At 58.3% G+C, this 4,656-nt stretch carries 3 protein-coding genes; all 3 read right to left on the bottom strand.

Features of this window, described 5'->3' with window-relative positions; all coding sequences use genetic code 11:
• Positions 1-124 precede the first annotated feature (124 nt).
• The 3 genes from MLD24_RS21335 to acs all read right to left on the bottom strand — a co-directional run bounded on the left by MLD24_RS21335 (position 125) and on the right by acs (position 4,341).
• The gene (locus tag MLD24_RS21335; protein ID WP_248169328.1) at positions 125-1,222 is read right to left on the bottom strand and encodes a fatty acid desaturase family protein; all 1,098 of its coding nucleotides are present in this window, start codon (positions 1,220-1,222) and stop codon (positions 125-127) included.
• A gap of 466 nt (positions 1,223-1,688) precedes the next feature.
• Complete coding sequence (locus MLD24_RS21330; RefSeq protein WP_227172046.1) at positions 1,689-2,354, bottom strand: response regulator; 666 nt, start codon at positions 2,352-2,354, stop codon at positions 1,689-1,691.
• Between the two features lie 40 nt (positions 2,355-2,394).
• Positions 2,395-4,341 carry an acetate--CoA ligase gene (gene acs, locus MLD24_RS21325; RefSeq protein ID WP_248169326.1) on the bottom strand — a complete coding sequence of 649 codons (1,947 nt, stop codon included), beginning with the start codon at positions 4,339-4,341 and terminating at the stop codon, positions 2,395-2,397.
• Between the last annotated feature and the right edge of the window lie 315 nt (positions 4,342-4,656).

Below are 4,656 nucleotides of genomic sequence, written 5' to 3'. Positions count from 1 at the left end.
CTCAAGCGACCGCCGGCTGAAAACAGAACGACCAAATGCAACAAACCCCGGAAAACCGGGGTTTGTCAGCAGTCTGAGGCACGCCCACATGGGCGTGCCTTTTTGTTTTCACGGTGCCTTCCGGTTATCCGGCCTGATGGAACGTCGTGGCCGAGTACCGGGATTGCAGTGGCATCAGATCAAATACCCGCTCCGGACGGATGGGGTCCACCAGCTCCGTGGCCGACTTGTAGACCCTCGGTGTGGTGTACAGATACTTGATCGCAGTGCTGTGAGGCATTGCCATATAGCGGTCGCCATGATGCTGTTCCAGCCATTCCCGCACCCGCGGCGCCTTGTTGGAAGACATCTTCGGGAAGAAGTGATGCTCCACGTGATGGCTGAAGCGGTAGTGCAGGCGATCCAGGATCGGGTTGCTGCGCAGGCTCATGGAGTTGTCCAGCGGGTTGTTGCTGACCGTCTGCGGGCGCAGGAAGTGGTTGGTGAGGATGTACCCCTGACCGAGCGCATTTGCCACCATGAACGGGATCAACACCGTAAACACCGCCAGCGGCCCGGACAGGATCGCCAGCACGGCCCAGGCCGCCACGCACAGGTAGGTCTGGCGGATGGCCTTCTTGCGGTCAAAGCCCTTGAAAAGCTTGCGACGTTTGGCCTGGAACCACAGCACCAGCTGCGCATGCATGGTGAACGAATAAGTCAGGAACAGGTAGCTGTACCAGGTGCCTGACCCCGGTGCCAACTTGGTGAACTTCTGTTGCTTGGGGTCCACCCGGTAGCGACGAAGGGTACCAAAGCTGTCCGGGTCTACATCGCCCATGTTGGTGTTGCCGTGGTGCACTACATTATGCCACTTGCGCCAGAACTCCGGCGGAACGATCAGCGGGCCGAACCCGAGCCAGCCAAAAAAGTTCTGCCAACGCTTGCTCATACCCAGCGCACCATGCAGTACCTCATGCGCCAGGAGCGCCTGGGAACCAATGGTGTGCCCCACCAGCAGAGCCAGGCCCAGGTTGGCATACCAGGGCAGACCCGCCAGAAGAATGGTGGCAATCCCTCCCCAGATCACCAGCTGGAGCGGCAGGAACCAGATGACCCGCCAGCTCTGCGCCTGAAAGGTATCCGCTGGCAGCTCCTTACGCATGTCGTCGCGAAGCTTGCGTTCATCCTGGAAGCCGAAACCACTGGTCTCAAACGATTCGGGTTTGACAGCTGCGTTCATTCAATCACCTACGAAATTCAGCGTACATTTGTTAGCTGAATTTACAGAACTGCCTGTGACAAGGCAATGGCATTTACATAAATATTTGATTACAAAACAACCGACCAGAACGTCGAAAAACCTATAACAATTTGATTAACATTGAATTTATATAGATCGCCCTTTCTGAAAAACACAGCCGAGCGATCACCAACATTTCGGCTATTTGCGAACACCCGTACCTATATCCGAATATTGCATTAATCAGGAGACGGCTGTCTGAGTTGGGGAAAAAGGACACGGCAGGCATCGCCAACGGCACAGACACAGACACAGACACAGACACAGACACAGACACAGACACAGACACAGACACAGGGAAAGGAGAAGAGCAGCCAGAACAGCCTCCGGCAATAAAAAAAGCTCCCGAGCCATAGCCCGGGAGCTTTCTGTTTTCACATTGGAGCGGCGCCCATGGGCGCTCGGATCAGCTACCGGATAACGAGGTATCCGAAGGATCGATCTCCATCTGCTGGATGGCGATTACCGCCTGGGTGCGGTTGCGCACCCCCAGCTTGCGGAACACCGCCGTGATGTGAGCCTTGATGGTGGCCTCCGACACGTCCAGATCGTAGGCGATCTGCTTGTTCAACAGCCCTTCGGCGAGCATCCCCAGCACCCGGAACTGTTGCGGTGTCAGTGATGCCAGCTTCTCGGAGAAGTCGGGGGCATCGGCCTGCAGTCGCTCAATTTTCTCTGCCACACCATCCGGCAGCCAGACGTCGCCCTCCAGCACCGCCTGAATGGCCTCCGTGATTGTGGGCAGCGACGCCGACTTCGGAATGAAGCCGGAGGCGCCGTAGTCGATTGAGCGTCGCATCACCTGGAGCTCCTCAGAGCCTGACACAACCACCACCGGCAGCCCCGGATACTGTCCACGCATGAACACCAGCCCGGAGAAGCCGTGAGCCCCCGGCATGTTCAGATCCAGCAGGACCAGATCCGCATCCGGATGAGCCTCCACCGCCGCCTGCAACGCCTTGATGCTTTCCACTTCCACCGTTTCGGCATCAGGTACTGCCTGGTTGACCGCCTGCTTCAGGGCTGCCCGAAACAGGGGGTGATCATCGGCGATGATAATTTGTTGTGCCATTCAACAGAGTCCTCACAGGTGTCAGGCCTGTCGCCAGGCCTTACTGGAATTCACGATGATTGATGAGCTCATCCACCACACTGGGATCGGCCAGCGTGGAGGTGTCGCCCAATTGATCGTGCTCGTTAGCCGCAATTTTACGCAAAATACGGCGCATAATCTTCCCTGACCGGGTTTTCGGCAAGCCCGGCGCCCACTGAATCACATCCGGTGACGCGATGGGACCGATTTCCTTGCGCACCCACTGTACCAGCTCCTTCTTGAGCTCGTCGGACGGCTCTTCACCCTGCACCAGAGTGACGTAGACGTAGATGCCCTGCCCCTTGATGTCGTGGGGATAGCCCACCACCGCGGCTTCAGCGACCAGATCGTGGGCCACCAGCGCACTTTCCACCTCGGCGGTGCCCAGGCGATGACCGGAGACGTTCAGAACGTCATCCACACGCCCGGTGATCCAGTAATAGCCGTCATCGTCGCGGCGAGCGCCATCACCGGTGAAGTACATGCCCTTGTAAGTACTGAAGTAGGTCTGGACGAAACGCTCGTGGTCACCGTAGATGGTGCGCATCTGACCGGGCCAGCTGTCGAGGATCACCAGATTGCCTTCGGTGGCCCCATCCAGAATGTTGCCGTCATTGTCTACCAGCGCCGGCTGGACGCCGAAGAATGGCAGCGTCGCAGAACCGGGCTTGAGATCAAACGCACCAGGCAGTGGTGAAATCAGGATACCGCCGGTTTCGGTCTGCCACCAGGTGTCCACGATCGGGCAGCGGCTGTCGCCGATGACCCGGTGGTACCATTCCCAAGCCTCGGGGTTGATGGGTTCCCCCACCGAGCCCAGCAGATGCAGGGACTCGCGGGTGGTGCCTGCCATGCAGGACTCACCCTCGGCCATCAGGGCGCGGATCGCGGTCGGCGCGGTGTAAAGCACGTTCACCTTGTGCTTGTCCACCACCTGCCCCATGCGGGAGCTGTCCGGGTAGTTTGGCACCCCTTCAAACAGCACGGTGATGGCACCATTGGCCAACGGCCCATAGAGGATGTAACTGTGGCCGGTGACCCAGCCAAAGTCGGCGGTGCACCAGTAAACATCGCCATCCTGATAGTCAAACACGTACTGGTGAGTCATCGAGGCATACACCAGGTAACCGCCGGTGGTGTGCAACACGCCTTTGGGTGCCCCGGTGGAGCCGGAAGTGTACAGCATGAACAGCGGGTCTTCGGCGTTCATCGGCTCCGGCTCACAATCGGCGGAGGCGTCCTTCATCAGCTCTTCGTAGCGTACATCCCGGCCTTCGTTCCAGGGCACATCGCCCTGGGTGCGGGACACCACCACGACTTTCTCGACACCGCCCAGGTTCTCATTCCGCAGGGCCGCATCGACATTCTTCTTCAGCGGGATCTTGCGACCGCCACGAACCCCCTCATCCGCGGTAATCACAAAGCGGGACTTGCCGTTGTCGATCCGCGCTGCCAGCGCCTCTGGCGAAAAGCCACCGAACACCACCGAGTGAATCGCACCAATGCGGGCGCAGGCCAGCATGGCGACGGCGGTTTCGACGATCATCGGCATGTAGATGGTGACCACATCCCCTTTCTTCACGCCCTGGGATTTGAGGACGTTGGCAAACTTGCAGGTCTCTTCGTGCAGTTCACGGTAGCTGACGTGGCGGGACTCCGCCGGGTCGTCGCCCTCAAAGATGATGGCGGTCTGGTCGCCCCGGGTTGCCAGGTGACGGTCCAGGCAGTTGGCGGAAGCATTGAGCTCACCGTCCTCGAACCATTTGATGGACAGGTTGTTGTAATCGTAGGTGGTATTTTTCACTTTGGTGTACGGCTTGATCCAATCGAGCCGTTTGCCGTGCTCGCCCCAGAACGCATCTGGTTCGTCGACTGACTGACGGTACATCTGATCGTACTGCTCCCGGGTGATCAGGGCCCGTTTGGCAAAATCCGGATTGACCGGGTAAACGTGCTTCTCAGTCATTGTGCTCCCCTCATTTTATTGTGAGTCTGTTCATCGTTGTGAGTATTGTAGTGAAAGCGCCACTGGGGCTATGGAGACGGATTCCCTATAGTTCACCATGCGGGCAGTTCGTCAATGAATTAGACCAACGTCCTAACAAAATGGCACTTGTGGATCAGGCCACTTGGGGGCTTTTTCGGTACCACACCCAAGCATAGACAGGAGACAGGGGGAGTAAAGCGGGCCCCCGATAACGGGGGCCTCAGACTGCTGACAAACCCTCGCCATGGTAGCGGGGGTTTGTTGTAATTGGGCCAGCGACTTTCCAGAGGCTGC

The organism is Marinobacter xestospongiae, assembly GCF_023156385.1.
Classification (GTDB): domain Bacteria; phylum Pseudomonadota; class Gammaproteobacteria; order Pseudomonadales; family Oleiphilaceae; genus Marinobacter; species Marinobacter xestospongiae.
The sequence above is the reverse complement of the archived record's forward strand: the minus strand, read 5'-3'. Positions and strand labels throughout refer to the sequence as shown.

Coding starts and splice junctions, on each gene's coding strand:
- acs (WP_248169326.1), bottom strand. CDS start 4,341: ATGACTGAGAAGCACGTTTACCCGGTCAATCCGGATTTTGCCAAACGG.
- MLD24_RS21335 (WP_248169328.1), bottom strand. CDS start 1,222: ATGAACGCAGCTGTCAAACCCGAATCGTTTGAGACCAGTGGTTTCGGC.
- MLD24_RS21330 (WP_227172046.1), bottom strand. CDS start 2,354: ATGGCACAACAAATTATCATCGCCGATGATCACCCCCTGTTTCGGGCA.